This window comes from Natronosporangium hydrolyticum (assembly GCF_016925615.1).
Lineage (GTDB): Bacteria > Actinomycetota > Actinomycetes > Mycobacteriales > Micromonosporaceae > Natronosporangium > Natronosporangium hydrolyticum.
Genome location: NZ_CP070499.1, coordinates 2,223,016 through 2,249,709, shown reverse-complemented (window position 1 = coordinate 2,249,709; position 26,694 = coordinate 2,223,016). Strand labels below are relative to the sequence as shown.

The following is a 26,694-nucleotide window of genomic DNA, read 5'->3' as shown; positions in this document are numbered from 1 at the left end:
AGAGTCTGGCGCAGGGGCAGGAGATGACCGGCCGGCCCCGGAGCTTTAGCCGACTTGGTGACCACTGCCCCGTTTCGGACTATTTGCGGATCATCACTCCCCGCGCCGTACACCGAAAGTAATTATAGAATTGCAATGAGTAAACAGATGGAGAGAGTCGAGCGAGCGCACTCGGCCGGCGACGGCGTCACCGCCTGCGATCCGACCGGGAGGGCTCCCCCGCACCGCACCCGAGAGAGGTGAACCGTCATGGCGGGAAACCGGATTGTCGTCTACAAAGGCCCCGGACAGGTAGCGGTCGACACGATCGACTACCCGAAGCTGGAGGTACCGAGCGCGGTCTCCCAGGCCAAGGGGCTGACCCGCAAGGCTGATCACGGGGTCATCCTCAAGGTGGTCTCGACCAATATCTGCGGATCGGACCAGCACATGGTCCGGGGGCGGACCACCGCACCGGTGGGCCAGACCCTCGGCCACGAGATTACCGGCGAGATCGTCGAAAAGGGCAGCGACGTCCAGTTCCTGGAGGTCGGCGACCTGTGTTCAGTGCCCTTCAACATCGCCTGTGGTCGGTGCCGCAACTGCAAGGAGCGGAAGACTGGAATCTGTCTGAACGTCAACCCGGACCGGGCCGGATCGGCCTACGGCTATGTGGACATGGGCGGCTGGCTCGGCGGCCAGGCGGACTATGTGATGGTGCCCTTCGCGGACTTCAACCTGTTGAAGTTCCCGGACAAGGACCAGGCCATGGCCAAGATCCGGGATCTGACGATGCTCTCGGACATCTTCCCGACCGGCTACCACGGCGCCTACAGCGCCGGCACGACCACCGGCTCCACAGTGTATGTCGCCGGCGCCGGGCCGGTAGGGCTCGCAGCTGCGCACTCGGCGCAGATCCTCGGCGCCGCGGTGGTCATCGTCGGCGACCGCAACGAAGAGCGGCTCGCCCAGGCCCGCAGCTTCGGCTGCGAAACCGTCAACATCAGCGAGGACGCCACGCTCTCCGAACAGATCGACCAGATCCTCGGCACGCCCGAGGTCGACTGCGCCGTCGACGCGGTCGGGTTCGAGGCCAGCGGCCACGGCCGCGGCGCCGGTGAGGCGCCCGCCACGGTGCTCAACGACATCATGACGGTCACTGCGGCCGGCGGGTCGCTGGGCATCCCCGGGCTCTACGTCACCGGCGACCCGGGCGGCGTGGACCCGGACGCCCAGGAAGGGACACTGAAGGTCCGGCTCGGGCTCGGCTGGGCCAAGAGCCACAGCTTCACCACCGGTCAATGCCCGGTGATGAGGTACAACCGCGAACTCATGATGAGCATCTTGCACGACCGGGCACACATCGCCGACGCGGTGAACGCCACGGTGCTACCGCTCACCGACGCCCCGGACGGGTACCGGGACTTCGACCAGGGCGCGGCAAAGAAGTACGTACTGGACCCGCACGGCGAGCTGGCCTCGGTCTGACCAGCACCGGGTCTGACCAGCACCGGGTCTGACCAGTAACAGTCGGCTGAGCCAGGACGCCCCGTGTAGCCACGGCCGCACGGGGCGTCCTGCCGCTCTGGTGGTTGCGGGCCCCGCCCGGGAGATCGCTGTCCGGGAGGTGGCCACCGGCCGAACCCGACCGCCACGCACCGGGAGCTCCCGGTGCGCCGGCTGATCGACGTCGACTCAGCATCCTAGGCCGGGTCCAACCACCACGGGCTGGTATAGGCCACGCCCCGGTTGTTGCAGGGGTGGCCGGCCGGGCCGGGCGTATCATTCGGCTCGGCCGGGTCGGCCACCCGCAGCAGCACCCAATCCCCGTCCGCCCGGTCGAGCGGAACCGTGAACTCCAGGATCTCCCCCGCCGTCAGCTCCACCACCTCGACGACCGCGGGCGCGTCAGTGCCGGGCCTCAACACCTGCACCACCAGCGGCAACCCCACCCAGTCGGGGCCGCGGTCGAGGTCGAGCCGGAACTGGACATCACCCTGGGCGATCGGCAAGCTCCCGCCCATCCGCACCCCGTTAGCGGTCGCGTCCACCCGCAGCCCGGAGACCCGGGTGGCGAAGAAGCGGCGGGCACGCATCGCCTCGTACACCGCCGCGCGGGTGTTCTCCACCACCCACAGCCCGCTGCGCCCCTTGCCCTCCGGGAAACCCCAGTCGGTGCCGTGTTCGTCGGTCACCCCGGTCAGACCGGTGCGCCAGCCGGCGTTCAGGCACGCCACCAGCGGTGAGCGCTGACCGCTCGACCAACCCCGGAACAGGTAGTCCTCCCGCCGGTTGAAGATCTCCAGGCCCACCAGCTGGTCGACCGCGGCGGGGTCGAGCCGGAAGTTCTCGAACCGGCCGGCCTCCCGGCCCGGATGGTTCAGGCTCGCCAACCCGCTACGGGAGGTCAACCACCGGTAGAGCGAGCCGACGCTGCCGGCCCGCAACAGATCGGCGAAGTCATCAGTGAACCAGACATTGACGTGCCCCAACAACGGATGGGACCACTCGAAGCCCCGGATCGCGGTGTACTGGCCGGGGTCGTCGGCGGCGTCGGCGAGGTCGCCGGTGAGCCGCCATTGGGCGGAGGTCAGGCCACCGATGCCGAACATCGTGGTGTGATCGGTCAACGCCGCCACGTCCAGCCCGGCCTCCCGCATCGAGACGAACGCGGCCTCCGGGGCGCCATCACCATCCGAGAGCACGGTGTGGTTGTGCAGGTCGGCGTGGACGAGCTGGGTGCCGTCGCTGATCCGGGAGGCACGGGCTGCGCCCTGCGACATCGGCTCGCCGGCCTCGGTCGTCGGCACGGTGGCGGCGTGCGCCGAGCCCGGTGCTGCGGCGAGCATCAGCAGCCCGCCGGCGCCGACGAGCAGTGAGCGCCGATGTACCCCGTGGACGTGCTCCCCGTGGACGTGCTCCCCGTGGACGTGCTCCGGATGGGTTGCTGCTTCGCGCATGTGGTCAGTTAACGCGACCGCGGGGAACGGCGTACGGCGTTGAGTTGACCGGGCCCCGAACTTCGGCTGTTAGCCATGGCCACCGCGCTGAGCACCGCCGAACTCAGCCAGGATCGACTCAGCCGGGATCGACTCGGCCAGGATGGGCTTTTCCCACAATCCGACGCCGCGTTGCTCGATCAGGTGTTTGATCCGGCCGAGCGCTTCGCCCACCGGCTGTGGCGCGAGCCGCCGGCCATCGCGCAGCCGCAGCGCGACCGCGTCGGCGGCGCGCTCGGCCTCCCCGATCACCGCCTGGTAGGGCACCAGCCGGTCGGCGCGCACCCGGGCGGCCAGGCTTCCCCGGTCCGGGCCGGCCACGCGTACCCGTAGGCCGGCATCATCGGCGAGGGCGGCCAGCTGGGCGGCCGCGTCCTGGTCCGGCTGCGCGATCGGCAACACCAGCAGCTGGGTCGGCGCCAACCACGGCGGGAACGCCCCGCCGTGCCGTTCGATCAGGTACGCGACGGCCCGCTCGATGCTGCCGAGCACGCTGCGGTGCACCATCACCGGCTGGTGTCGGGCCCCGTCCGGGCCGGTGTACGCCAGCCCGAACTGGGCCGGCTGGTATAGGTCGACCTGAATGGTGGAGAGGGTGGTCTCGCGGCCGGCGTGGTCAGCGACCTGCACGTCGATCTTCGGGCCGTAGAACGCCGCCTCACCGTCGGAGGCGGCGTAGTCGAGGCCGGCGGCGTCGAGCACGTCGGTCAAGAACGCCGCCGCCCGGTGCCACATCTCCGGCGCCGCGACGTACTTACCGCCCGCGGGGTTACCGCTGGCCGGCAGCGATAGCCGGTAGCTGGCCGGCTCGATGCCCAGGTCCTGGTACACCCGTTGGATCATCACCAGCGCGGCGGTCACCTCCTCGCCGACCTGGTCCAGCGCGCAGAAGATGTGGGCATCGTTGAGCTGGATCGCGCGAACCCTGGTCAACCCGCCCAGCACGCCCGAGAGCTCCGAACGGTACATGCCGCCGAGTTCGGCGAGCCGCACCGGCAGCTCCCGGTAGCTGTGGCCGCGGGATCGGAAGATTACCGCGTGGTGCGGGCACAGGCTGGGGCGTAGCACCACCTCTTCGTCCCCGAGCCGCATCGGCGGGAACATGTCCTGCTGGTAGTGGCGCCAATGGCCGGAGATCTCGTACAACTCCCGCTTACCCAGCACCGGTGAGTAGACGTGCTGGTAGCCGGCGCGCCGCTCCAACCCCCTGATGTACTCCTCCAGGGTGTGCCGGAGCAGCGCCCCGTCGGGCAGCCAGTAGGGCAGGCCGGCGCCGATCAGCGGGTCGGTGCCGAACAGGCCCAGCTCCCGGCCGAGCTTGTGGTGGTCAGGCATGGTGGTCTCCTCGTGCTCTGGTGGGACGAGTGACCACACGCCGAAGCCCCGGGGCACTCGCCCCGGGGCTTCGGTCGTCAGATAACGGTTAGCGCGCCGGGACAGTCTCCGGCGTCGTCGTCACAGCAGCGCGCTTCACGGTAACGACGATAGCAGAACCACCCGGCCGCCTTCTCTGTTACAGACTTGCCTTATATAAGCATAGGCTTCTAGAGTAGCCATCGTGCACGCGTTCGATGTCCTCGGCGATCCGGTCCGACGCCGCATCCTGGAGCTGCTCGCCGATGGTGAGCTCAGCTCCGGCGCGGTCTGCGCGGTGATCCAGGAGGAGTTCGGGATCAGCCAACCCGCGGTGTCCCAGCACCTCCGGGTGTTGCGCGAGTCCGGCTTCGCCACTGTCCGCCCCGCCGGCACCCGGCGGCTCTACGCGGTCGAACCGGACGGCCTGCGGGACATCGACGAGTGGCTGGAGAGGTTCCGTCGGTTCTGGACCCCGCCACTGACCGCGCTCGCCACCGAACTGGCCCGCGGCCAACGAGAACGCCGCCGCGCCAGCGACGACAACCCCGACAGCAAGCCCAACCCGGCAAGCAACGACAATCACGAGGAGAACCCATGATCGACATTCGCGAGCAGCTCAACGCGGTCGAGCGACGGATCGGCGACCGGAGCATCGAGGCCGGTGCGGCCAAGACCGTCACGATCAGCGAGACCTACCGGGCCAGCATCGACGATGTCTGGGACGCCTGCACCAACCCGGAACGCCTGCCCCGATGGTTCCTGCCGGTCTCCGGCGAGCTCCGGCCCGGCGGCAGCTACCAGTTCGAAGGCAACGCCGGCGGCACCATCGAAACTTGCGACCCGCCGCACAGCGTCACCGCAACCTGGGAGTACGGCGGCGCGGTCAGCTGGGTGGAGCTACGGCTGCACCCAGAGTCCGACGAGCGGACCCGGCTGGAGCTGACCCACATCATGCTCCCGGACGAGCACTGGGTCGAGTTCGGCCCCGGCGCCACCGGCATCGGCTGGGAGTTGGCGCTGATCGGGCTGGCGCGCCACCTCGACAGCGGCGCCGGGGTCGACCCGGCCGCGGCGGCGACCTGGCCCACCAGCCAGGAAGGGCTCGAGTTCGTGACGATCAGCAGTCAACGCTGGCTCGACGCGCATCTCGCCGCCGGCGCCGACGAAGCCGCCGCCCGGGCCAGCGCCGAACGCTGCACCGCGTTCTACACCGGCGCGGCACCCGCCTGATCTCCGAGCCCGCAATGGTCGAGCCGGCGCCCGGATCGCGGGCGCCGGCTCGACGGGGTGGGTACTGCGAACTGAGCCGTTGCGGGTCAGCCGATCTGGGCTTCGACCCGGACGGTGGCACCGGCCGGCGCCAGCGGCACCTGGTTGCCGGCCACCGGTGCGCCGTCCACCAGCAGTTGCTCAACCCGGCCGGTCACGCCGGCCGGCTTCCGGACGGTGATCTCGTAAGTGGCCCCCCGGAACCGCCGGGTGGCGGTGAACCCTTCCCACGCCGAGGGCAGCACCGGGTCCACCAGTAGCCCGTCGAAGCCCGGCCGCAGCCCGAGGATCCACTGGCTGATCGCCACGAAGTTCCACGCCGCGGTCCCGGTCAGCCAGGAGTTCTTCGCCTCCCCGAAGGTCGGGGCGTCCCGGCCGGCGATCATCTGGGCGTAGACGTACGGTTCGCAGCGGTGGATCTCGCTGATGGTCTCCCGCGCCGACGGGTTGATCAGCCGGTAGTAGTGGTAAGCCTCGTCGCCCCGGCCGGCCATCGCCTCGGCGATCATCAACCAGGGGTTGGTGTGGCAGAAGATGCCGGCGTTCTCCTTGTAGCCGGGCGGGTAGGAGGAGATCTCCCCCAACTCGACCCGGTAGCTGCTATACGGCGGTTGCTGCAGCACGATGCCGTGTTCGGTGGCGAGCCGCTCCCGCACGCTGTTAAGCGCCCGCACCGCGGTGCCGTCCTCCAACCCCACCCCGCCCAGCACACACATGCCCTGCGGTTCGATGAAGATCTGCCCCTCTTCGTTCTCCCCCGAGCCGATCGGGGCGCCGAAGAAATCGTACGCCCGCCGGAACCAGGACCCGTCCCAGCCATGCTCCATGATGGTGCCGGACATCTTCTCGGCGTTCGTCCGGTAGCTGGCCGCCTCCTCGCCGAGCCCACGGTAATCGGCGATGTTAGCCAGCTCCTTGGCTGCGAGCACGAACAGGCCCGCGATGAAGACCGACTCCGCCGCCCCGCCGTCGCGGTTCTCGGTGGTCTGGAACGGCTCGCCCGGAGTCTCCGAGAAACAGTTGAGGTTCAGGCAGTCGTTCCAGTCTGCCCGGCCGATCAGCGGCAGGCTGTGTGGGCCCAGCCGGTCGAGTGTGTACTTCAGCGAACGCTGGAGATGCTCGTAGAGCGGCGTCTCGGTGCCCGGCAGGTTGTCATAGGGCACCTGTTCGTCAAGGATCGAACTGTCGCCGGTCTCTCGAAGGTACGCCCCGGTGCCGACGATCAACCAGAGCGGGTCGTCGTTGAAGCCGGACCCGATGTCGTTGTTGCCCCGCTTGGTGAGCGGCTGATACTGGTGATACGCCCCACCGGTGGGCAGCTGGGTGGCGGCGATGTCCAGGATCCGCTCGCGGGCCCGCTCCGGGATCATGTGCACAAAGCCCAGCAGGTCCTGGTTGGAGTCCCGGAACCCCATCCCCCGGCCGATCCCCGACTCGTAGAACGACGTGGACCGGCTCATATTGAAGGTCACCAGGCACTGGTAGGCGTTCCAGATATTGACCATCCGGTCGGTGTCCCGGTCCGGCGTGTCGACCTGGATGCCCCCGAGCAACGACCCCCACTGCTCGCGCAGGCTCGCGAACCCCTCGGCCACCGTCTCCGGCCGGAGCCAGCGGTCGATGACCGGGCGCACCAGCGCCTTGTTGATCGTCTGCGAACCGGGTGGGTCGAACTTGGCGTCGCGCGGGTTCTCCCAGTAGCCGAGCAGGAAGACGATCTCCCGGGTCTCTCCGGGGGCTAGCGGAGCATGCACCTGGTGGCTGCCGTGCGGCGCCCACCCATGGGCGATCGAATCGGTGGAGCGACCACTCGCCACCACCGCCGGACGATCGAAACCACGGTACGGGCCGAGGAACGCCTCCCGCTGGGTGTCGAAGCCGGCCAGCGGCTCGGAACAGGCGAAGTAGGCGAAGTGGTCCCGGCGCTCCCGGTACTCGGTCTTGTGGTAGATGACGCCGTCGACCACCTCCACCTGCCCGGTGGAGAAGTTGCGCTGGAAGTTGGTGGCGTCGTCCTGGGCCTCCCACAGGCAGAACTCCACCGAGGAGAAGACCGACAGGTCCACCGGGGTGTCCCGATGGTTGGTGACCTGCAGCCGCCACACCTCCAGCGTCTCACCGACCGGAACGAAGTAGAGGGTGCGCGCCTCGACCCCCGCCCGACGGGAATTGATCTGGGTGTATGAGAGCCCGTGCCGGCACTCGTACGCGTCCAGCTCGGACTGCGTCGGTTGCCAGGACGGTGACCAGTAGTCACCGGTGTCGTTGTCTCGCAGATACAGGTAGCGCCCACCGAGGTCGAAGGGGGCGTTGTTGTACCGGTAACGGGTCAACCTACGCAGCCGCGCGTCCCGATAAAACGAGAAGCCACCGGCGGTGTTGGAGACGATGCCGAAGTAAGCCTCGGTGCCGAGATAGTTGATCCACGGCAGCGGCGTGTCCGGGCGGGTGATGACATACTCCCGCTCCTCATCGTCAAAGTACCCGTAGCGCACTACGACACCTTTTTCTCTATAAGTCCGGACCAGCCGACCGGACGCGGCGGGTTTACATATTCGGGAGCGCTCCCATGGAGCTTGCCGCGCCGGCCAGGTATGTGTCAACTCTTGGTCGCTCCGGTTTCTGTCACCTGCCCGACCGCTGTCGGTAACCGGGGCGCCCCGCGGTGGCGTACGATATGCGCTGGTCGAAGCCTGGCCAGCCGGAGCGGGCGGGCCGCTTGCACACTCGGGGGCTGGGTTGGTGCTGCTGTTGTTGCTCCTCGCCGCCGCCGGGCTGGCGTTGCTGGCGATCGCGGCAGATCAGCTCGTGATCGGCGCGAGCCGAGCCGCCACCCGGCTGCGGATCAGCCCAATCGTCGTCGGTGTCGTGATCATCGGCCTCGGCACCAGCGCCCCGGAGCTGGTCGTCGCCGGCCTGGCCGCCGCCCGCGACGAGGTGTCGCTGGCCCTGGCCAGCCTGGTCGGGTCCAACATCGTCAACGTCACGCTGATCCTCGGCGTCGCCGCGCTGATCGCCCCGATCGCGATCTCGTCGGCCACCGCACGGCGCGAAGCACCGATGTCGGTCGTCGCGGTGGCGCTACTGGCGGCGGCGGCCTGGTGGGGGCTCGGCCTCGGCGCCGGTATCCTGCTCGCGGTAACCACCCTGGTCGCGATCGCCGTCCTGGTGTTAGCTGCCCGCCGCACCGGCGACCCGGTGCCGGCCTCGGTGACCGCGCTGACCACCCGCCCGATCCGGCCCGTCCGGGAGTCGGTACGCATCGTCTTCGGCCTCGCCGGCACCGTCGGCGGCGCCCAGCTGCTCGTACTCAGCGCCAGCGACCTCGCCGGCCGGCTCGGCGTCTCCCCCGAGGTGATCGGCTTCACCCTGGTGGCGATCGGCACCTCGCTACCCGAACTCGTCACCGCGATCCAGGCGCAGCGGCGGGGCGAACCCGACCTGGTCGTCGGCAACCTGCTGGGCAGCAACCTGTTCAACAGCGTCGCCGGCGGCGCCGTGGTCGCGCTCGCCGCCGGCGGCGACCCCGACTTCCGGCTCCTGCCGGCGCTGCTGGTGGTGATGGTCGGGATCTCCGCCCTCGCCTGGCTGCTGCTCTGGCTGAACTATCGCGCGTCCCGGCGCGACGCGGTCCTGCTGCTCCTGGTCTACCTCGCCTGCCTGCCGTTGCTGGCCTGACCGGCCGGCACCCGGTTGCAGACTCCGGCACCGGCTACGGGCTAGTGCCGCTGGATCCGCCGCATCACACCCCGGGCGGTGGCGACCGGCCGGAACGACTGGGACAGGTAAGCCCCGAACGCGATGTTCGCCCCGGCCAACACCGGCACCAGCGACTGCGCCACCCGAAGCCGCCGCTGCCACCGGGCGAGCTCCGTCGGCGTACCACCGGTCGGCGTCGCGGCGTCCTGCACCTCCAGCAACCGACCCTCCTGGCTGGCCTGCTCGGCGATCTCCGCGATCTTCATCCCGCAGTATCCGGCGTACGCGGTGGTGGCGATCCCCAGCACCATGGTCACCGCCTTGGCCGCGGTGGCCTCGCCGAACCCCTTCTGCAGCGCGATCCGCCGGGTGCCGACCCGGGTCAGTTGCAGCCCGGAGACGACCGCCGCCCCGATCCCCAGCCACTCGATCGGCGCGAACCGACCCCAGGCCGAGTTCGCCACCCGAATTCGGTCGATGCTGCGGGGCAACTCATCCCCCGAACTGTTGACGCCGACCGCGCCCATCACCGACCCGCCGAACCACAACGCGCTGCCGAGATCGTGCGTCGCCTGCGCCACCGCGTGGCTGTCTGTCCTGTGCATGACCGACTCCCCCCGTTGCGACCCGTCCCGGTCACCCGTACCCCGGCTACGGCGGAGCAAACGATCGCCGCCGGCCCGGGATTCAGAGCACCCGGGGCGGGGTGTTGCCGGCCGCGATGATCGCCCGGCGCATCGGGACCAGCAACAGCAGCACGAAGCCCACCACGAAGAAGGCGATCACCGACAGGATGGCGACCCGGTAGCTTTCGGTCGCGCCCAGCGCCAACCCGAACAGCAACGGCGCCAACCAGCTGGTCGCCTTGTCGGTGATCTCGTAGATCCCGAAGTACTCGCCCTCCTTGCCCTTCGGGATCAGCTGGCTGAACAGCGACCGGCTCAGCGCCTGGGTGCCGCCGAGCACCAGCCCGATCGCCACCCCCAACGCCAAGAACGGCGGCAGCTGGCCGGGCGGCAGGAAGTAGGCGGCCGAGACGATCAGGCTCCACCCGACGAGTCCACCGAGGACGGTCTTGCGCGCCCCTACCCGGGCGGCGATCCGCCCCATCGCCAACGCTCCGAAGAACGCGACGAACTGCACCACCAGGATCGTCATCACCAGGTGGTCGGCGGAGAGCCGCAGCTCGGCGCTGCCGTAGGTGGCGCTCAGCGCGATCACCGCGGAGACGCCGTCGCTGTAGATCAGGTAGGCGACCAGGAACAGCAGCGTCAGCGGGTACTTGCGCAGCCCTTTGAGCGTATGCCACAGCTGCACGAACCCGTCGGTGAGCAGGAACCGCTGTGGGGGCCCTGCCAGCGGCGGCCGGTTGCGCAGCGTCACCATCGGCACGGTGGTGAACGCCGCCCACCAGATGCCGGCCGAGACGATGTTGTAGCGGACCACGTCGGCCTCGCTGAGCCCGAACTGGTCCCGCATCAGCAGCGCCGCGAGGTTGACCGCCAGCAGGATCCCGCCGCCGATGTACGCCACCGCCCAGCCGGTGCTGGAGAGCTGGTCCCGCTCGTCCGGCCCGGCCAACTGCGGCAGGTACGAGTTGTAGACCACGATGCTGGCACCGAACGCGACGTTGGCGATCAGGAACAGCACCGCCCCCAGCAACCACCGGTCGTCCACCAGGAAGAACATGCCCATGGTGGCGCCGGCGCCGAGGTAGGCGAAGAACGCCAGCAGCTCCCGTTTGTACGGTGACCGGTCGGCGATCGCGCCGACCAGCGGCAGCACCACGATGGTGAGGATGGCCGAGGCCGAGATCAGGTAGGGGAAGAGTTGCCCGGGCAGGATCTCCAGGAACCCGATCGAGATCCGGCCAGTGCAGTCGGGTTCGCCCACCGGGCAACGGGCCGCCTGGTCGGCGATGGCGGTGAGGTACGGGCCGAGGAAGACCGTGACGACGGTGGTGATGAAGGCCTGATTCGCCCAGTCGTAGCAGATCCAGCCGGCACGTTCGCGGCGGCTGCTCGGCGGTTGCGACGGCCCCGCCGTGCCTTCCATGATCGCCATCGGCGCCCCTCACCTCAGCTCAGGGCGCCGACGCTGCCCGGGGGGTGTCCCGGCCGTCCCGCCCGATGATCTACGTCGGCATTATGCCGCCGACCGGCAAACCGTGGGGGGCCAGCAGCTTACCGCCGGGAATCGCCAGCGCTAGGGTCGCGAAGATACTCCGGGAAGGTCGCGAGCAGCTCGACCAGCCAGGGCTGGGGCGGTTCCGCGCCCGGGCCGACCGCCCGCATCGACCCGAGCAGGGTCAGCAGCATCCCGTCGGCGAGGAACTCCCGCACCTGATCCGGGGTCGCCGCGGTGAGCTCCCGGATCGCCATAGCGATCCGGCCGAACTCGGCTCGCATCACCGCACCGACCTCCGGGTCGGCCGAGGCCGCGCTGCCGTGCAGCACGACCGCCAACAGATCCCGTTCGGCGAGCAGGTCCGCGTAGGCGACCCCCAGTCGCGCCAGTGTGGGCTCGTCGGCGGCGGCCGCCCGGAACCGCTGCTCGATCCGGTCGGCGGCGTGCCGCAGGGTGGCGAGGAAGAGCCGCTGTTTGGAGCCGAAGAGCCGCACCACATAGGCCTGCGACACACCGGCGCGCCGGGCCACGTCGTCGGTGCTGGTCCCGGCGTACCCACCGGCGGCGAAGGCGGTGACCGCCGCGGCGACGAGTTGATCGCCCCGCTCTGCCGCGGTCATCCGACCTCTGGCCATGGTTGTCTCCCTGGTGTTGGCAACCTCGTCCGGCGCTCGCTATTGTACTAGTTATCAGTTGATAACAACTTTGGAGGAGTCATGGCCACGCCGCAACCCGCCGCTCACCACCGCACCATCAAGCCCTTGGCCAGGTTCTTCGACCAGCACCGGCGAACCGGCACGGTGACCGACCGAGAGCTGGTCACCCCCAGCATGTGGCGGATCCGGGTCGCCGCCGACGAGCCGCTGCCCGCCGAGTACACCCCGGGCCAGCACATCCGGCTCCAGATCAACGACCCGCTCTCGCTCTACGGCATCTTTCGGCCGTCAGACACCCTGCGGACCTACACCATCTGGGAGTACGACCCGGCCGGCGACGCGATTGAGCTGCGCATCCACCGGTACGACGGGGACGGCATCGGCATCCGGTGGGTCGAGTCCGCAACGGTGGGCGAACCGGTGACGTTCTGGGGCCCGATGGGCGAGTTCGCCACCCGACCCGGCCCGCGCCACCTGTTCGTCGGCGACGAGACCGCCACGGCCGCGTTCGGCCCCATGATCGCCGGCCTCGACCCGGCGGCCAGCGTCACCGGGATCCTGGAGAGCGAGTCCCCCGAGGACGACCTACCGCTCCCCGGGCCGCACCAGCTGCGACGCGTACACCGGCGCGGCGCCCCGGCGGTCGCCTCCCCCACCCTGGTCACCGCACTGGCCCAGCAGGACCTGCCGGACCAGCCCGCCGTGGCGTACCTGGCCGGCGAAGCGCGTACCTGCCAGCTGCTGCTGCAGGCGCTGGTCCGGGACCGGGGCTGGCCCCGCAGCGCGGTGGTGGTCAAGCCCTTCTGGGCCGCGGGCAAACGCGGCCTGCACTAGCGGCGGGGGCCATCGGTCGCCGGATCGTGCTGGAGGTAGGCCAGCACCGCCAGCACCCGCCGGTTGTCGTCGGCCGACTCGGGCAGGTCGAGCTTGCGGAAGACATTGTTGATGTGCTTGCCGACCGCCTTCTCGGTGACGAAGAGCGCCCGGGCGATCGCCGCGTTGGTGCGGCCCTCGGCCATCAGCGCCAGCACCTCCTGCTCCCGGGCGGTCAGCGGCGCCAGCCGGTCCCGGCCCCCGCCGAGCAGCTGCGCCACCACCTCCGGGTCCATCGCGGTGCCACCGGCCGCCACCCGGCGCAGCGCGTCGACGAACTGCGCCACCTGGGAGACCCGGTCCTTCAATAGATAACCCACCCCGCCGGCCCGGTCGGCGAGCAGCTCCCGGGCGTAGAGCGGCTCGACATACTGCGAGAGCACCAGCACCGGCAGGCCGGGAATCACCTGCCGGGCCGCGATCGCCGCCCGCAGCCCTTCGTCGGTGAAGGTCGGCGGCAGCCGGACATCCACCACCGCGACGTCGGGCCGGTGGCGGGTCAGCGCGGCGGCCAGCGTAGGCCCGGTGTCGGCGGCTTCGACCACGTCGCAGTCGTGGGCGACCAGCAGTCTGGTCAGCCCGTCCCGGAGGAGGGCGTGGTCTTCGCCGAGGACAACTCGCACGGGATCTCCATGGTCACGACGGTCGGCCCACCCGCCGGGCTGGTCAGACTCACCGTACCGTCGAAAGCCGACAGCCGCCGCTCCACCCCGCGCAGGCCACCGCCGGAGACCAGCTGAGCGCCCCCGCGCCCGTCGTCGGTGACGGTTACCACCAGCCGCCCGTCGGCGTACGCCAGGCGGACCTCGACCGCGGTGGCGCCCGCGTGCTTGCTGATATTGGTCAGCGCCTCGCTGACCGCGAAGTACGCCGCCGACTCGACCGGTGCCGGCGGCCGGCCCGGCAACTCGTCCACGACCGTCACCGGCAACGGATGCGTGATCGCCAGCGCCGCCACCCCACCGGGCAGGCCACGGTCGGCCAGCACCGGGGGATGCATGCCGCGGACCAACTGCCGCAGCTCCGCCAGCGCCTCCCCGCTGTCCTCCCGCGCCTCGGACAGCAGCCGGATGGCGGCCTCCGGGTCGGTGCGGATCAGCTCCTCGGCCAGGCCGATACTCATCCCCAGCGACACCAGCCGGGCCTGCGCCCCGTCGTGCAGGTCACGCTCGATCCGCCGCAGCTCCGCGGCCTGGGCGTCGACGGTCTCCGCCCGCGACTCGGTCAGCTGCCGCACCCGGGCGGCGAGCGTCGCGGCACCGGTCGGGCCCAGCAGCGTGCCACAGAAGCGGGCGTAGCCGCGCAGCAGGTGAGGGGTCAGCAGCCACCACAGGAGCGCGAAGCCCCCGGCGATCGCCAGCCCGGCGTACGCCGTCTGCTGGCTGTCGATCGCCCAGAATCCGAAGTCGGTGCGCAGCACCCACTCGGCCATCTCGGGGCCGGCGGCGCGGTCCAGGATCGCCCACAGCAGCGGCAGGCTCGCGTACCACAGCACACCGCCGGCGAGCGCCAGCACCAGCACCGGCGCGAGCAGGCCGACCACCGCGTTGAGTAGCAGCCACAGCAGGTCCCGCCAGGTGGTGGGCGTCCGCAGCAGCTGCCACAGCTGGCTCCCCAGATGACCGCGCGGCCAGGGCAGGTACGGCCGGCCGATGGCGACTCCGAGCAGGCGGGCGAAGGCCCACCGGTAGAGGTCGGTGAAACCGCGGGTCAGCAACAGAGCGGCGAGGGTCAGCGGGATACCCACCCCTGCCACCAGCGACAGCGGCAAGCCGACGACCGTCAGCACAAACAGCGCGATGCCGACGCCGTAGAGCACGGCGAGCCCCAGCGCCAGGCCGGTCAACTGCAGCCGCCAGCGCAGCCCTCGGTGAGCAGAGATGGTCATGACCCCATTCTGGCTAGCGCCAGGCGGCGGCACAGTGGGGATTACCCCACCCCGGTTCGGGTCGCAGCCCCACTGCCGACGGGTGTTCCGGACACCAGCGTGGAGAGATGACACATACGACAACGCCACCGGCCGGTGGCGGGCCGATCCAGCGGCTGGCCACCTGGAGCATCCGGCATCCGTGGTGGGCGATCGGCGGCTGGGTGGTCTTCGTCGCGGCCGCGCTGACGATCGGGGCGACCGTGGAGACCCGGCAGGCGACCGCGGCCGACTTCGGGGTCGGCGAGGCCGGCACCGCGCAGGAGTGGCTCGCCGAAGCGGACTTCCCCGACCCGGTCACCCAACCGATCCTGATCACCGGGGAACCGGCCGACGCGCAGGCGGCGGCCAGCGTGACGGTCGCCCGGCTCGGGGCGCTACCAGAGGTGGCCGAGGCAGGGCCGGCGCTGCCCTCGGAGGTCAACGGCGCGGTGCTGGTGCCGGTCACGCTCGCCGGCGACTCCGCCGCCGACCAGCTGCCCGCCGTCCAGGGACTCGTCGATGAGCTGGACGCAGCGCATCCGCAGCTGCGGATCGAGACCGCCGGTGGCCCGGCGATGGACGCCGGCATCAACGACCAGGTCGACGCCGAGCTGGCCAGCTCGGGGGCGCTCAGCATCCCGGTCACCCTGGTGATCCTGCTGGTGGTCTTCGGGGCGCTGGTCGCCGCCGGGGTGCCGCTGCTGCTCGGCTTCTCAGCGGTGCTCGCCGCGACCGGCCTGTGGGCGCTCGCCTCCCAGTTGGTGCCCGACGTCGGGACCGTGCCGCAGGTGATCCTGCTGATCGGGTTGGCGGTCAGCGTCGACTACTCGCTCTTCTATCTCCGGCGGCTGCGCCAGGAGCGGCAGGCCGGGCACGACCAGCTGACCGCGGCCCGGGTCGCCGCGGCCACCTCGGGGCGGGCGGTGGTGGTCTCCGCGGCCACCTCGATGATTGCCCTAACCGGCGCCTACCTGGCCGGTGAGCCGGTCTTCCAGGCGCTGGGCACCGGGGTGATCCTGGTGATCGGGGTCGCCATGCTCGGGGCGATCACCGTCATGCCGGCGTTGCTGGCGACCCTCGGCCGGTCGCTGGAGCGGCCCCGGGTGCCGCTGCTGTGGCGGCTCACCGACCGCGCCGGTACGCCCCGGCTGTGGCCGGCGCTGCTCGCCCCCGCGCTGCGGGCACCCCGGACCACTGTGGCGGTGGTGCTGGCCGCGTTGCTGGCGCTGGCGCTGCCGGCGGTCGGGATGAGCATGCGCGACAGCTCCGCAGCCGATCTGCCCCGGACCATCCCGGCGGTGCAGAGCTACGACCGGCTGGCGGAGTCCTTTCCCGGGCAACGCAACACCCACCAGGTGGTGGTGACCGCGCCCGCGGACCAGGCCGAGCCGGTGCGGGCCGCGCTGGCCGCGCTCGCGGAGCGGGCCGCCGCCGAGCCGCTATTCGCCCCCGATCCGGCGGCCGAGGTGCTCACCTCACCCAGCGGCACCGTCTCCACTGTCGAGCTCGCGGTCCCGTACCCGTTCGATGATCCGCGGGCGGCGGAGTCGCTGACCCGGCTGCGGGGCGAGCTGCTACCGGCCGCCCTGGCCGGACTCGCTGGCGCCGAGGCGGCCGTCGCCGGTGTCACCGCGGACAACGCCGACTACACCGAGCAGCAGCGGCAGCGGCTGCCGTGGGCGATCGGGGTGGTGGTGCTGCTGACCGTGCTGGTGATGGCGGCGGCCTTCCGGTCCGTCGTGGTGGCGGTGGTCGCGGGCATCCTAAACCTGCTCTCGGTCGCCGCCGCCTTCGGTGTGCTGACCCTGGTCTTCCAGCACACCTGGGCCGAAGGTCTGCTCGGCTTCACCAGCACCGGCCACATCGTCAACTGGGTGCCGCTGTTCCTTTTTGTCATCCTGTTCGGACTATCTATGGACTACCATGTGTACGTCGTCAGCCGGGTACGGGAGGCAGCGGCCGCCGGGTTGGACACCCGGGCGGCGGTCGAGACGGGGATGGTCCGCGCCGCTGGCGTCGTCTGCTCGGCGGCGGCGGTGATGCTCGCCATCTTCTCGCTCTTCGCCACGCTCAGCTTCGTTGAGATGAAACAGGTCGGGGTGGGGTTGGCGGTGGCGGTGGCGATCGACGCCACGCTGGTCCGGATGCTGCTGCTGCCGGCGGTGATGAACCTGCTCGGTCGGGCCAACTGGTGGCCCGGCCGGCTCTCCCGGGGCCACGGGCGGTCCGGGACCGACCGCGCCGGTCACCGCCCGACCGAGCCGGTCGCCGACACCAGCACGGAGACCGCGGCGGCGAGCAGCATCACCACGGCCAAGGCGACAAAGACCGCCCCGTAGCTTCCGAGCCAACCGGCGGCGACGGCGCCCACCAGCGGCGCCGTCGCCATCGCCGCGGTCAGCGGCGCGTGGAAGACGCCGTTGCGGCTACCGAACCGGTGGCTGCCCCACCGGTCGCTGACCGCGGTCGCCGACAGCAGGGTGAACAAGCCGCGGGCGGCGCCGGCGAGCACCGCCACCGCGATCACCAGCGCTGCCGGGCCCGGAGCCACCGCCACCGCTGCGGTGGTCACCCCACCGGCGGCGAGGATGCCGACCGTACGGGCGCGGACGCTGGTACGCCGGACCAGCCAGCCGTATCCGATCCGGCCGAGGAGCTGGCCGGCCCCGCTCAACCCCAACGCCCACGCCGCCGTGGTGGTGCTGAAGCCCTGGTCGGTCAGCAGCGGCACCAGGAAGACCAAGGCGACGAAGAACCCGAACCCCGCCACCCCGAACGCCCCGGCCAACACCAGGAACCCCGGGCTGGTCAGCACTGCCCGGTCCCCGCCCCGGCCCGGATCGGCAGGGTCCCGGGAGACAGTGGACGGCTCCGGCTTCGGTTCCGGCCACGGGATCCGGAGCAGCGCCAGATGTAGCGGGATGGTGACCGTGGCCAGTGTTGCCGCCAGGATCAGGTAGGCCCACCGCCACGATCCGTGGTCGAGCAGGGCGGCGGTCACCGGGGCAAAGACGGTGCTGGCCAACCCGCCGGCCAGGGTCACGATGGTGAGTGCCCGCACGTGCCGGGGCCAGAACCAGCGGGTGAGGGCCGCGAACGCGGGGGGATACAGCAGCGCCGCCTGCGCCGCACCGGCCAGCAGCCAGCCGCCCAGGAACCACCACGGCCCCTGGGCCAGGGCGATCCCGACGACCGCGACCACCCCCACCACCGAGCCGGCGGTCATCACCGGACCCGGTCCGTAGCGGTCGAGCAGCCGACCCACCGGGATCCCGACCAGCGCGCTGACGCCCAGACCGGCCGAGAACGCCCCGGTGACCATTGTGGTGGACCACCCGGTGTCGGCGACAATCGTCTGCAGCATCACCGGAAAGGCGTAGTAGAGCACCCCCCAGCTGGTGATCTGCGTCAGACACAGCACGGCCAGGCCCCACCGTAGCGCCGGCCGGGTCGGCCCGGCCGGCGCTACGGTGGGAGTGACCGCAGTGGAGCCGGTCACCCGCAACAGGAGCTGGGTCGATCTGCCACGGCTACCGCTACCGGGCCTTGACCGGCCGGCTCGGCCCCGGCCTCCTCACCGGCGTACCCGTGGACCACCCCGGTGCTGAGGCCGCGGCCGCTCACCTCGGGGGCGTCGGTCGAGCACACCCCGGTCTCGGGCAGTTCGAGTCGCACCTCGTCGGCGGCGGCCCGGTCACCGGCGAGCGCGGCCACGATCGAACGCACCTGCTCATACCCGGTCGCGAGCAGGAACGTCGGGGCCCGCCCGTAGCTCTTCATCCCAGCGACATAGAAACCTGGCTCCGGGTGGGCCAGTTGCCGCTCCCCATGCGGCGGCACCGTACCGCAGCTGTGGTTGTTGGGGTCGATCAGCGGCGCCAGCGCCGCCGGTGCCTCCAGCGCCGGATCGAGGTCGAGTCGGACCTCCTGCAACAACCGCAGATCAGGCCGGAACCCGGCCGCTCCGACCACCGCGTCGACGGCGATCTCGCGCGGGCCGGCCGGGGTGATGCCATGGATCCGTACCGGGCCGGTCGCCGGACCGCCGGCGGCCGGCTCGAACCGGGCGATCTGGAACTCGGTGACCAGGGTGATGGCGCCTTCGGCCACCAGCCGCTGCAGCCTGGTGCCGAGCTCCCCCCGGGCCGGCAGGGCGTCAGCGGCCCCACCACCGTAGAGCCGACGAGGCGAGGCTGCCCGGATCGCCCAGGTGATCCGGGTGCCCGGGGCCGCCTCGGCCAACTCCGCCAGGTCGAGCAGGGTGTTGGCGGCCGAGTGGCCCATGCCCACCACCAGCGTGTGCCGGCCGGCGAACCGGTCCCGATCGGCACCGAACACATCGGGCAACGCACCGGCCACGTACCCGGCCGCCGCTCGCTCACCAGGGGCGGGCAGCCCGCCCGTTCCGAGCGGGGCGGGCTGACCCCAGGTGCCGGAGGCATCGATGACCGCCGGTGCCATGAGGTCGTGGACCGCACCGGTTCGGTCCACCGTCCGCACCAGCAGTGGCCGCCGGTCCCGACCAATGCTGCGGACCTTGTCCACTCCAGCCCGGGAGACCGCGGTCACCCTGGTGCCGGTGCGGATCCGGCCGGCCAGCTCCGGCGTCTCCGCCAGCGGGGAGAGGTACCGGGCGACCAGGTCAGCCCCGGTCGGCAGCTCGTCCGGCTCGGGCTCAGTCCAGCCCCGGGCCGTCAGCAGCCGGCCGGCGGCGGGGTCGATGTTGAACCGCCACGGCGAGAACAGGCGCACCTGCCCCCATTGGCGCACCGCCGCCCCGACCTCGTCGTCGGCCTCGAGCACCAGTGGTTCGAGGCCGCGCTCGACCGCGTGGGCGGCCGCCGCCAGGCCGACCGGCCCGGCGCCGATGATCACTACATCCGTCATGATGCCTCCATCCGTTGAACCAACGGATGCGATTATTACCAGTACTTGTTGGTGATGACAAGGAGGTGTGGTTGAATAGTGACATGACCCTAGCCGGACGAGAGCTCGACGTAGAGCTGTGGGACGTCAGCTCCGCCGCGCCGATCGCCGCCCAAGCCCGGCGACTGGCGCCCAAGCTCAAGGCGATGGCCGACGAGACCAGACTCCACCTCATGCTGCTGATCGCCGAGCGACCGCGGACGGTGCGGGAGCTGACCGAGGCCACCGAGCTGGGCCAGACCCTGGTCAGCCACCACCTCACCGCGCTACGGGAGCAGCAGCTGGTCACCGCCTCCCCCAAAGGCCGCAGCAACGTCTACTCGTTGTGCTGCGACGCGCTCGCCGCCCCGGTGCAGCTGTTGGCGAGCCTGGCCGCCCTCACTCCAGAGGGCGCCCGCGCCTGCGGAGCCAGCAGCACTATCGACGCGCCCTCGCCTCCAGGGCGTGGATCCGGGTCACCAGCTCGCGAGGGCTGAACGGCTTGACCACATAGTCGTCGGCGCCCGCGTCGAACCCGGTCTCGACATCCTGCTCCTGGGCCTTCGCGGTCAACAGCAGGATCAGCATCCGGGAGGTGGCGGGTTCGGCCCGCAACAGCCGACAGACATCCAGCCCGGACAGCCCGGGCATGGCGATGTCCAGCACCGCAATGTCCGGCAGCTGATCCCGCGCCGCCGTCAACGCGTCCCGACCATCCTCGGCCATGGTCACGTCGTACCCGGACTGCGCCAATTTGAACGCCACCAGGTCGCGAATGTCCGCGTCATCCTCCGCCACCAGAACTGCAGTCATGCCGGCTCCTTCGCTGTTGACTCCGCCGCGGTCAGCCGCGGCAACACCACCACGAAGGTGGTGCCGCCGCCGGGCGTGGCGGCCGCCCGGATCGTGCCGCCGTGCTGATCGACGATCGACTTGCTGATGGCCAGCCCCAGCCCGGTGCCCTGAGCCTGCTGCTCCCGCGACCGCGACGACCGGAAGAACCGGTCGAACACGTGCGGCAACTCCGCCTCCGGAATCCCGATCCCGTTATCTGCCACCGAAAGGTCGACATAGTCGCCGTCACTGGTCGCCCGGACGGTCACCGTGCCACCGGGCGGGGTGAACTTGAGCGCGTTGCCGACCACGTTGGTGACCATCCGTTCCAGCTGGGCCGGGTCGCCCAACACCCGCAACGGGTCGGCCGGGACCTCCAGGCGTACGGCGATGTCGGCTGACCGCTTACTCGCCAGCGCCTCCAGCGCTCCGTCGATGACCTGACCCATCGTCACTGGCCGAAGCTGCAGCTGCAGCTTTCCCGATTCAACACCAGAGAGCAGCAGCAGGTCGCTGACCAGATTTTCCAACCGCCGCGCGTTGCGGTCGACGGCGCCGAGCAACTGCCGCTGGACCGTACTCAGCTCGCCGGTCTCGTCGAGCAACAGTTCGGTGTTGCCGATGATGCTGGTGAGCGGGGTGCGAAGGTCATGCGAGACCATCGCCACGAAATCCCCCTTGACCCGATCCAACTCCCGGGCGTGCTCCGTGGCCGCCTGCTCCTGGGCCAGCGCCGCCGCCGTCGCCGCCTGGACCTCGCGCTGTCTCGTGATGTCCCAGGCAACTCCGACATACCCCGTCAGGGTGCCGTCGTCGTCCCGCATCGGGTTGATGGTCATCGACACCGGCACTTCGCTGCCGTCCTTGCGGATCAGCTGCCACTCCTGGGTAAACGCCGACTCATCCTTCGTCGCCGTAGCGAGGACCTCCCGGAAGCTGTCCATGCCGTAGTGCCGGGCGCGGGCGGCGAGCTCGTCCGGCCGGTGCATGATCTCCACGGTCTGCACACCGACCAGCTCCTCAGCCCGATAACCCAGTAGCCGCTCCCCGCCAGGGTTGAAGGCGGTGAACCGGCCAGTCGTGTCGGTGGCGAAGATCATCTGTTCGGTGGCGGCGGACAGGACATGGGCGAACAAACGTTGTGCCGCCCGCTCTTCAGTGACATCCACCCCGGCTGCGATGACCGCCCACGCCCCGCCGTCGTCGCGAGTCAACGCGCTGAGCACCCAGGAGATGTGGCGGCGTACCCCGGCGGCGGTTCGGATATCGGACTCGAACTTCACCGGCTCGAGGCTGGCCAGCGCCCGGGTCAACCGCTCCCGAAAGCCGTCCGGGTCGGTACACATCTGCCACGGCTCGCCGCCCACCATCGACGCCGCCGAGAAGCCGGTCACCTGTTCGCTGCGGTTGTTGAACAGCTCCACTCGCCCCTCCGGGCTGAGCACCAGCACCAACGCCCCCACCGTCTGCAGGTAGGCGCGGGCCAGGTCCCGGTCGAACCGGGCTCGCTCCAGCGCATCCGCCACCGCCCGCTGGCGGCCCACCAGCTCATGCAGCGCCACCCCCAGCAGCACCGCGAGCGCGAAGGCGGTACCGAGCGAGGCCCACGGCCGGATCGGGTACTCGGCGGGTAACAACAACGGGGGCACGAACAGCACCGCCCCGAGGACCGCCAGCCCCGCAACCAGCAGCCGCCGGCTGTGGAAAAGGGCCAGCCAGACGACCGGCAGGATCGCCACGAAGATCGGGGCGTTTTCCCGGCCACTGCCGTAGTCGAAAAGCAGCAGCACCCCCAGGTAACCGAAGGCCGGCGCGGCCTGCCAGGCCGGTGGCCAGCGGTGCCACGGTAGGGCGGTGCTGAGCACGATGACGGCGACGAGGAGCCAGGCCGCCTCCAGCGCCCTGGGCGCGGCGGCGGGCAACAGGCCAGCGGCGACCGCCCCGGCCAGCGCCACCGCCCCGAAGAGCAGCGACCGCCGCCATCGACCCGGCCCTTCCAGCGGTCGGGTGGTGTCAACCAGGCGGGCCAGCGGCAACCGCATGAATCCAGCTTAACCGAATTTTCGGGTATTTCAGACTAGTGACCTTGGTGGTCGGGTGGTGCGGTCAAGTGGCACCCCTCGGTGCCTCACCGCACGTCACGCGCATCACCACCCGCGGCCACCGGTCCAGACCATGCGCCGCCTCGCGGCGACGCACCTCCCGCAGGCCCGGGGTCAGCTCCTCGACGGGCACCTCTCGGAAGCCGCAACGCCGGTAGTACGGTCCGTTCCACGGCACCTCGGCGAAGGTGGTCAAGGTCAGCGCGGGCAGGCCCGCCGCCCGGGCGTGCTCAGTCGCCCGCGCCAGCAGCAGCCGACCGACCCCTTGCCGAGCCTGCTCGGGGTGGACCGACACCTGCTCGATGTGCAGGCAGCCGTCGAGCGGCTCGGCGATCAGATAGGCCACCGGCGCCGCGTCGGCCGCTGCTACCCACGCGCGGCCGGCGCGTTGGTAGCGCCCCAACTCCTCGACCGACAGCGGCTCGTCGTCGGCGATCGCCGCCATGCCGATGGCCCGGAACGACTCCCCGGCTGCCCGTTCGATCTCCCGCAGCACCGGGAGGTCCGCGGGCCGGGCGGTGCGGATCTGCATTCCCGCATCCTCCCCCACCGCCGTACCGCAATGTCCGACCGGTGCGATAGAAATACCCGGTCCTGATCATCCACAGGCGCCGGTGCTCAACCGTGCCCTCGACCCGTCCGAGAGGTGAGCCGCGTGACCGCTGACGCCGGCGACCAACGCCGCCGCAGCATCGTCCAAGTGCTGCCGCCGGTCCACCCCCGCAAACTGGCGAAGGTCCCATTCGTGGAGCTCGCCGAGGGCCGGTTGCAGGGAGTGGTCTCCAGCGGCTCCGACCTCGCCCGGGTCTACGTCTCCACGGTCGCCGCCGGCAGCCACAACTTCTCCTGCCGGACAAACCACAATCGACCTTGTGGTGGCGCCGCGGACGATGCCTGCCGGCACCTGGAGTCGCTGGCCGACGAGGCGGTCCGACAGTACGGGTTCGACCGGGTGGCGCGTTACCTACGGGTCACCGACGGCGACCCGCACCGAAACCTCATGTGGCAGTTGGCCGGCGAGCGGGAAGAATCCCCCGCCGCGGCGGTGTTCAGCCGGTTCCTGCACCATCTCGCCTATCTGGAGCTGCCCGGCGACGCAGCGCCGCTGCCCGAGCTGGCCTGGTTCCCCGCGACCGGGGCGGTGCGGTGATGCTGGCCCACCAGTGGGCGGCGCTGGCCACCGCGGACGATCCGACCGTGACCAGCGCCCTGGAGCTGGTCACCGGGCTGGACGAGCTGCTGGTGGGTGGGGTCGGCCGGCGCGGTGGTGGCGGGCCGGCGGCGCTTACCGCCCTGGCCCAGGCCCATACCGACACTCCGTTGGCCGACCCGCTGGGCCAGGGGGTGACGCAGCTTGCCGCCGGGTCCGTCACCGACGCCGCGCTGGCGGCCCTGGCGGCCGGCCGGGCCGGCCTCTGGGGTGCAATCCACGACGCACTGCTCGACCGGGTCGACACCGGGTTGGGCCGGCCCCGGGAGCAGTGGCCGGCCACCGCCCCGGCGGGCGCGGCCGGGCAGACGGACCCGCCCGGGCTGGCCGGGTGCCGGGCGTGGCTGCGGGACCTGGCGGTCGCCGGATGGCGCGGGGTGGAGCCGGCGCTGGTCACCGCCGCCGACCAGACCCGACAGGCGCTGTGGGCCGAGCCGACCCGGCGCCGGCTGGCGGTGTTGCTCGACGGGTTCGCCGCAGAGCTGCAGGCGGTCTGCCCAGCCGGGCCGGGTGACCCACTGCCGGTGCGCCGGTGGGCCGACCTGTGGACCCGGGCGGTGCTGTTGTCGCAGCCGGGAGCCTGGGCCGACGCCGACGCGGCGCCGCCTACCCCGGTCACCGGCACGCTGCAGCCGCTGGGAGCGGTCGTCCACGAGCACGGCACCGTGGTCGCAGTGCAGGTCCACGCGCTGCTCGACGTCTCCGGCGAGCCGAGCCCGCGGCTAGTGCGAACCTCGGTCAACGCCGCCAAAGTGGACACTATCGTCGGCCCGGCGGTGTGGGGCCTGCTCGACACGCACCCCACGCTGCTGCGTGCCCTGGCCGAGCGTCGTGCCCTGTCGGTGACCGACGCTCCGCTGCACGCCAGCGGCGACCTGCGCTGGCACGACGAGCAGGCCCGGCTGGCCGACCCGGTAGATCCATTCACCGCCGCCCGGCTGCGACTGTCGGAGGCGGTGGCCGCCGCCAGCCCACCATGGCAGCGACACCCGGCCGGCATCGCGGTGCCGGTGCTGGTCGAGGGTGAGCCCACGAAGCCCTCACCTGCCGGGGAGGAGCTGCTGTGGCGGGTCGGGGACCACCCGCTACCGGTGGATCTGGCGTCGCTGCCCCGCTGCGGCCCGCTCACGCCGACCCTGGTGGCCGGCGCCTGCGCCATGCTGGGGCTGCTCGGCTGGGACGACGGCCGCTGGGCGCTGCGGCCGATGGCGGTTCAGACCACGGTCAAAAAGAAGCCGGCGGTGGTCGCTACCGCGGACTGGGCCCAAGGGCCCACCGACCCCAAGATATTCAAGGCCGCAGCCAAGGCCGGCGACCCGGTCGCCGTGCTCCGGGAACGGGCAGGACGGTTGCTACGAAAATGACAGACCACGAACCCGACCACCACGACGACCCGGTGCGACACACCCAGCGGCGGCAGCTGCTCTACTGGCGGCTGCTGGCCCGGCTCTTCGACCCCGCCGAGCAGCCGGGCCTGGAGTCGGTCAGCGTGTCGATCGCCGAAGACATCGGCCTGCCGAGCACCGTGCTCGACCCGGCGGTGACCGTAGACACGCTGGTGCAGCGCCACCCCGCCCTCGCCGAGGAGCTCACCGGGCTGCTGGCCGGCGGCCAACCAGCCACTGCCGAGCAAGCCAATACCGGGCAAGCCAATGCCGGACCAACTGCTAACGAGCAGGCGGCGACCGACCAGCCAATCACCAGCGGCGAGGTTCGCCGGGCAGCCCTGGCCGGCAAGCTGCTGCTCAATGTGTTCGGCACCGGTTCCAGCGAGGTGACCGCGGCCGGGTTGGCCCGCTGGCAGGCCGACGCCGGCTGGTTCGAACGCTCGCTCGGCGTGGAGCCGGGCCAGCTTCGCCACCACCCGGACCACCGGGAGCTGGGCACCACCCTCGCCGACCTGGAGGGCGACCTGGTGCGCCGGATGCGGCTGCGGGAGGTGCTGGCCGACCCGGCCCTGGCGGCGCAGCTGACGCCGAGCATGTCGCTGATCGAGCAGCTGCTGCGGGACAAATCCCACCTCTCCGGGGTGGCGTTGGCCAACGCCAAGGCCCTGATCCGACGCTTCATTGACGAGGTCGCCCAAGTCCTGCGTACTCAGGTAGCGAAGGCGAGCGTCGGCGAGATCGACCGGTCGGTCCCGCCCAAGCGGGTCTTCCGCAACCTCGACCTGCAACGGACGGTGTGGCGGAACCTGCCGAACTGGAGCCCGGCCGACCAGCTGCTCTATGTGGACCGCCTCTACTTCCGGCGGACCGCGCGGCGCACCACCCCGGCCCGGCTGATCGTGGTGGTGGACCAGTCCGGGTCGATGGTCGACTCGATGGTCAACTGCACCATCCTCGCCTCCATCTTCGCCGGCCTGCCCAACGCCGATGTCCACCTGATCGCCTACGACACCCAGGCGCTGGACCTGACCCCATGGGTCCACGACCCGTTCGAGACGCTGCTACGCACCCAGCTCGGCGGCGGCACCGACGGCCGGGTGGCGCTCGAGGAGCTCCGGCCGAAGGTCGCCGACCCGCGGCAGACCGCGGTGGTGTGGATCTCGGATCTCTGCGAGTGGCACATGCAAGCGGTGCTCGACGGCCTGACCGCCCTGCACCGCTCCGGGGTGAAACTGATCCCGGTCGGGTCGGTGACCAGCAGTGGCCGAGGCCACACCCACCCGTGGTTCGCGCAGCGCCTCAAGGAGCTGGGCACCCCGGTGCTGTCGGGCCACATCCGCAAGCTCGTGTCCGAACTCAAGAGTTTTCTCAGCTAGGAGACCCCACCT

Annotated in this window: 23 protein-coding genes; 10 read left to right on the top strand and 13 right to left on the bottom strand. The window is 71.0% G+C overall.

Going from position 1 to position 26,694, the window contains the following annotated elements; translation table 11 throughout:
- Nucleotides 1–249 precede the first annotated feature (249 nt).
- Entirely contained in the window at nucleotides 250–1,467 is a 1,218-nt protein-coding gene (fdhA, locus tag JQS43_RS09995; protein WP_239678786.1) for a formaldehyde dehydrogenase, glutathione-independent, read from the top strand.
- A gap of 215 nt (nucleotides 1,468–1,682) precedes the next feature.
- On the opposite strand, the gene JQS43_RS09990 is transcribed toward fdhA, so the two are convergent.
- Together JQS43_RS09990 and thrS are read right to left on the bottom strand one after the other, a co-directional pair.
- Nucleotides 1,683–2,939, bottom strand: a complete 1,257-nt coding sequence (locus JQS43_RS09990) for a CehA/McbA family metallohydrolase (protein ID WP_239678785.1) — start codon at nucleotides 2,937–2,939, stop codon at nucleotides 1,683–1,685.
- A gap of 69 nt (nucleotides 2,940–3,008) precedes the next feature.
- Entirely contained in the window at nucleotides 3,009–4,352 is a 1,344-nt protein-coding gene (thrS, locus tag JQS43_RS09985) for a threonine--tRNA ligase (protein WP_420847673.1), read from the bottom strand.
- Nucleotides 4,353–4,536: 184 nt separating this feature from the next.
- On the opposite strand from thrS, the gene JQS43_RS09980 reads away from it, so the two are divergent.
- The gene (locus JQS43_RS09980; RefSeq protein WP_239678783.1) at nucleotides 4,537–4,932 is read left to right on the top strand and encodes an ArsR/SmtB family transcription factor; all 396 of its coding nucleotides are present in this window, start codon (nucleotides 4,537–4,539) and stop codon (nucleotides 4,930–4,932) included.
- A complete protein-coding gene (locus tag JQS43_RS09975) occupies nucleotides 4,929–5,564 on the top strand; it encodes an SRPBCC family protein (protein ID WP_239678782.1) in 636 nt (211 codons plus the stop codon). Before JQS43_RS09980 ends, JQS43_RS09975 begins: the two co-directional genes overlap by 4 nt.
- Nucleotides 5,565–5,650: 86 nt before the next feature.
- Here JQS43_RS09975 and JQS43_RS09970 read toward each other — a convergent pair whose 3' ends face one another.
- Nucleotides 5,651–8,098: a glycoside hydrolase family 94 protein gene (locus JQS43_RS09970; RefSeq protein WP_239678781.1), complete on the bottom strand. Its 2,448-nt coding sequence runs from the start codon at nucleotides 8,096–8,098 to the stop codon at nucleotides 5,651–5,653.
- Nucleotides 8,099–8,345: 247 nt separating this feature from the next.
- On the opposite strand from JQS43_RS09970, the gene JQS43_RS09965 reads away from it, so the two are divergent.
- Nucleotides 8,346–9,281 (top strand): sodium:calcium antiporter, encoded by a 936-nt coding sequence (locus JQS43_RS09965; protein ID WP_239678780.1) that lies wholly within the window; start codon nucleotides 8,346–8,348, stop codon nucleotides 9,279–9,281.
- 41 nt (nucleotides 9,282–9,322) lie between these two features.
- Here the strand turns inward: JQS43_RS09965 and JQS43_RS09960 are convergent, their stop codons facing one another.
- The 3 genes from JQS43_RS09960 to JQS43_RS09950 all read right to left on the bottom strand — a co-directional run bounded on the left by JQS43_RS09960 (nucleotide 9,323) and on the right by JQS43_RS09950 (nucleotide 12,064).
- Nucleotides 9,323–9,907, bottom strand: coding sequence for a hypothetical protein (locus tag JQS43_RS09960; RefSeq protein ID WP_239678779.1), 585 nt, complete (start codon nucleotides 9,905–9,907; stop codon nucleotides 9,323–9,325).
- An 82-nt stretch (nucleotides 9,908–9,989) separates the two neighbouring features.
- Nucleotides 9,990–11,366, bottom strand: a complete 1,377-nt coding sequence (locus JQS43_RS09955; protein WP_239678778.1) for an MFS transporter — start codon at nucleotides 11,364–11,366, stop codon at nucleotides 9,990–9,992.
- A 119-nt stretch (nucleotides 11,367–11,485) separates the two neighbouring features.
- Complete coding sequence (locus tag JQS43_RS09950; RefSeq protein ID WP_239678777.1) at nucleotides 11,486–12,064, bottom strand: TetR/AcrR family transcriptional regulator; 579 nt, start codon at nucleotides 12,062–12,064, stop codon at nucleotides 11,486–11,488.
- Between the two features lie 81 nt (nucleotides 12,065–12,145).
- Here JQS43_RS09950 and JQS43_RS09945 point away from each other — a divergent pair, with 81 nt between their 5' ends.
- Complete coding sequence (locus tag JQS43_RS09945; protein WP_239678776.1) at nucleotides 12,146–12,919, top strand: siderophore-interacting protein; 774 nt, start codon at nucleotides 12,146–12,148, stop codon at nucleotides 12,917–12,919.
- Here the strand turns inward: JQS43_RS09945 and JQS43_RS09940 are convergent.
- Together JQS43_RS09940 and JQS43_RS09935 are read right to left on the bottom strand one after the other, a co-directional pair.
- Nucleotides 12,916–13,581 carry a LuxR C-terminal-related transcriptional regulator gene (locus tag JQS43_RS09940; RefSeq protein ID WP_239678775.1) on the bottom strand — a complete coding sequence of 222 codons (666 nt, stop codon included), beginning with the start codon at nucleotides 13,579–13,581 and terminating at the stop codon, nucleotides 12,916–12,918. The two genes, JQS43_RS09945 and JQS43_RS09940, sit on opposite strands and share 4 nt — an antisense overlap.
- Nucleotides 13,533–14,846, bottom strand: coding sequence for a sensor histidine kinase (locus JQS43_RS09935; RefSeq protein WP_239678774.1), 1,314 nt, complete (start codon nucleotides 14,844–14,846; stop codon nucleotides 13,533–13,535). The genes JQS43_RS09940 and JQS43_RS09935 overlap by 49 nt, the downstream gene beginning before the upstream one ends.
- 107 nt (nucleotides 14,847–14,953) lie before the next feature.
- On the opposite strand from JQS43_RS09935, the gene JQS43_RS09930 reads away from it, so the two are divergent.
- Nucleotides 14,954–17,206 (top strand): MMPL family transporter, encoded by a 2,253-nt coding sequence (locus JQS43_RS09930; RefSeq protein ID WP_239678773.1) that lies wholly within the window; start codon nucleotides 14,954–14,956, stop codon nucleotides 17,204–17,206.
- Here the strand turns inward: JQS43_RS09930 and JQS43_RS09925 are convergent.
- Both JQS43_RS09925 and JQS43_RS09920 read right to left on the bottom strand, forming a co-directional pair.
- Nucleotides 17,113–18,366 (bottom strand): MFS transporter, encoded by a 1,254-nt coding sequence (locus tag JQS43_RS09925; protein WP_239678772.1) that lies wholly within the window; start codon nucleotides 18,364–18,366, stop codon nucleotides 17,113–17,115. The genes JQS43_RS09930 and JQS43_RS09925 overlap by 94 nt on opposite strands.
- Complete coding sequence (locus JQS43_RS09920) at nucleotides 18,363–19,754, bottom strand: FAD-dependent oxidoreductase (RefSeq protein ID WP_239678771.1); 1,392 nt, start codon at nucleotides 19,752–19,754, stop codon at nucleotides 18,363–18,365. The genes JQS43_RS09925 and JQS43_RS09920 overlap by 4 nt, the downstream gene beginning before the upstream one ends.
- A gap of 83 nt (nucleotides 19,755–19,837) precedes the next feature.
- On the opposite strand from JQS43_RS09920, the gene JQS43_RS09915 reads away from it, so the two are divergent.
- Nucleotides 19,838–20,269 (top strand): ArsR/SmtB family transcription factor, encoded by a 432-nt coding sequence (locus JQS43_RS09915; protein ID WP_239678770.1) that lies wholly within the window; start codon nucleotides 19,838–19,840, stop codon nucleotides 20,267–20,269.
- Here JQS43_RS09915 and JQS43_RS09910 read toward each other — a convergent pair.
- The 3 genes from JQS43_RS09910 to JQS43_RS09900 form a co-directional block, all read right to left on the bottom strand.
- Nucleotides 20,211–20,585 (bottom strand): response regulator transcription factor, encoded by a 375-nt coding sequence (locus JQS43_RS09910; RefSeq protein WP_239678769.1) that lies wholly within the window; start codon nucleotides 20,583–20,585, stop codon nucleotides 20,211–20,213. The two genes, JQS43_RS09915 and JQS43_RS09910, sit on opposite strands and share 59 nt — an antisense overlap.
- Nucleotides 20,582–22,648, bottom strand: a complete 2,067-nt coding sequence (locus tag JQS43_RS09905; RefSeq protein WP_239678768.1) for a sensor histidine kinase — start codon at nucleotides 22,646–22,648, stop codon at nucleotides 20,582–20,584. The genes JQS43_RS09910 and JQS43_RS09905 overlap by 4 nt, the downstream gene beginning before the upstream one ends.
- Nucleotides 22,649–22,712: 64 nt before the next feature.
- Nucleotides 22,713–23,240, bottom strand: a complete 528-nt coding sequence (locus JQS43_RS09900) for a GNAT family N-acetyltransferase (protein ID WP_239678767.1) — start codon at nucleotides 23,238–23,240, stop codon at nucleotides 22,713–22,715.
- 159 nt (nucleotides 23,241–23,399) lie between these two features.
- Here JQS43_RS09900 and JQS43_RS09895 point away from each other — a divergent pair, with 159 nt between their 5' ends.
- From JQS43_RS09895 to JQS43_RS09885, 3 genes are read left to right on the top strand one after another with little or no spacing between them, the layout of a single operon-like run.
- Nucleotides 23,400–23,858 (top strand): hypothetical protein, encoded by a 459-nt coding sequence (locus JQS43_RS09895; RefSeq protein ID WP_239679380.1) that lies wholly within the window; start codon nucleotides 23,400–23,402, stop codon nucleotides 23,856–23,858.
- Nucleotides 23,858–25,282: a hypothetical protein gene (locus JQS43_RS09890; RefSeq protein WP_239678766.1), complete on the top strand. Its 1,425-nt coding sequence runs from the start codon at nucleotides 23,858–23,860 to the stop codon at nucleotides 25,280–25,282. Before JQS43_RS09895 ends, JQS43_RS09890 begins: the two co-directional genes overlap by 1 nt.
- Nucleotides 25,279–26,682, top strand: a complete 1,404-nt coding sequence (locus tag JQS43_RS09885; protein ID WP_239678765.1) for a VWA domain-containing protein — start codon at nucleotides 25,279–25,281, stop codon at nucleotides 26,680–26,682. Before JQS43_RS09890 ends, JQS43_RS09885 begins: the two co-directional genes overlap by 4 nt.
- Nucleotides 26,683–26,694 lie beyond the last annotated feature (12 nt).

What these genes read in the sequence shown, in the direction of transcription:
- fdhA (WP_239678786.1), top strand. Translation starts at nt 250, where the DNA reads ATGGCGGGAAACCGGATTGTCGTCTACAAAGGCCCCGGACAGGTAGCG.
- JQS43_RS09990 (WP_239678785.1), bottom strand. Translation starts at nt 2,939, where the DNA reads ATGCGCGAAGCAGCAACCCATCCGGAGCACGTCCACGGGGAGCACGTC.
- JQS43_RS09905 (WP_239678768.1), bottom strand. Translation starts at nt 22,648, where the DNA reads ATGCGGTTGCCGCTGGCCCGCCTGGTTGACACCACCCGACCGCTGGAA.
- JQS43_RS09915 (WP_239678770.1), top strand. Translation starts at nt 19,838, where the DNA reads ATGACCCTAGCCGGACGAGAGCTCGACGTAGAGCTGTGGGACGTCAGC.
- JQS43_RS09950 (WP_239678777.1), bottom strand. Translation starts at nt 12,064, where the DNA reads ATGGCCAGAGGTCGGATGACCGCGGCAGAGCGGGGCGATCAACTCGTC.
- JQS43_RS09945 (WP_239678776.1), top strand. Translation starts at nt 12,146, where the DNA reads ATGGCCACGCCGCAACCCGCCGCTCACCACCGCACCATCAAGCCCTTG.
- JQS43_RS09955 (WP_239678778.1), bottom strand. Translation starts at nt 11,366, where the DNA reads ATGGCGATCATGGAAGGCACGGCGGGGCCGTCGCAACCGCCGAGCAGC.
- JQS43_RS09900 (WP_239678767.1), bottom strand. Translation starts at nt 23,240, where the DNA reads ATGCAGATCCGCACCGCCCGGCCCGCGGACCTCCCGGTGCTGCGGGAG.
- JQS43_RS09935 (WP_239678774.1), bottom strand. Translation starts at nt 14,846, where the DNA reads ATGACCATCTCTGCTCACCGAGGGCTGCGCTGGCGGCTGCAGTTGACC.
- JQS43_RS09885 (WP_239678765.1), top strand. Translation starts at nt 25,279, where the DNA reads ATGACAGACCACGAACCCGACCACCACGACGACCCGGTGCGACACACC.
- JQS43_RS09920 (WP_239678771.1), bottom strand. Translation starts at nt 19,754, where the DNA reads ATGACGGATGTAGTGATCATCGGCGCCGGGCCGGTCGGCCTGGCGGCG.
- JQS43_RS09975 (WP_239678782.1), top strand. Translation starts at nt 4,929, where the DNA reads ATGATCGACATTCGCGAGCAGCTCAACGCGGTCGAGCGACGGATCGGC.
- JQS43_RS09890 (WP_239678766.1), top strand. Translation starts at nt 23,858, where the DNA reads ATGCTGGCCCACCAGTGGGCGGCGCTGGCCACCGCGGACGATCCGACC.
- JQS43_RS09960 (WP_239678779.1), bottom strand. Translation starts at nt 9,907, where the DNA reads ATGCACAGGACAGACAGCCACGCGGTGGCGCAGGCGACGCACGATCTC.
- JQS43_RS09910 (WP_239678769.1), bottom strand. Translation starts at nt 20,585, where the DNA reads ATGACTGCAGTTCTGGTGGCGGAGGATGACGCGGACATTCGCGACCTG.
- JQS43_RS09930 (WP_239678773.1), top strand. Translation starts at nt 14,954, where the DNA reads ATGACACATACGACAACGCCACCGGCCGGTGGCGGGCCGATCCAGCGG.